This window comes from Streptomyces sp. GbtcB7, assembly GCF_019091445.1.
Taxonomy (GTDB): Bacteria; Actinomycetota; Actinomycetes; order Streptomycetales; family Streptomycetaceae; genus Streptomyces; species Streptomyces mirabilis.
Window position 1 is genome coordinate 1 of sequence record NZ_JAGXJM010000691.1, and the last position, 233, is coordinate 233.

Below are 233 nucleotides of genomic sequence, written 5' to 3' on the forward strand. Positions count from 1 at the left end.
CACCCAGCTGTTCTTCGCCACCGCGCTCGCCGAACCCGCCCTGGGCCGGGCCCGGACACTGGTCATCGCGTACGCCACCACCCTGGCCGGCCCCCTCACGGTCCGCGAGATGATCGCGCTCGGCCCGGGCTGGTGGGGGCTCGGCCTGCCTCCCGAGGTCGGGCAGGCCCTCGCCACCGGACCCTCTCCCGCGGTGGAGTGCCTGTCCACCTACCTGTCGGTCATCCGGCGCG

General features: G+C 75.1%; 1 pseudogene. It reads left to right on the plus strand.

Features of this window, described 5'->3' with window-relative positions:
• Positions 1–233 (plus strand): annotated as a pseudogene (locus KVT44_RS57260) (hypothetical protein); the annotation flags it as partial.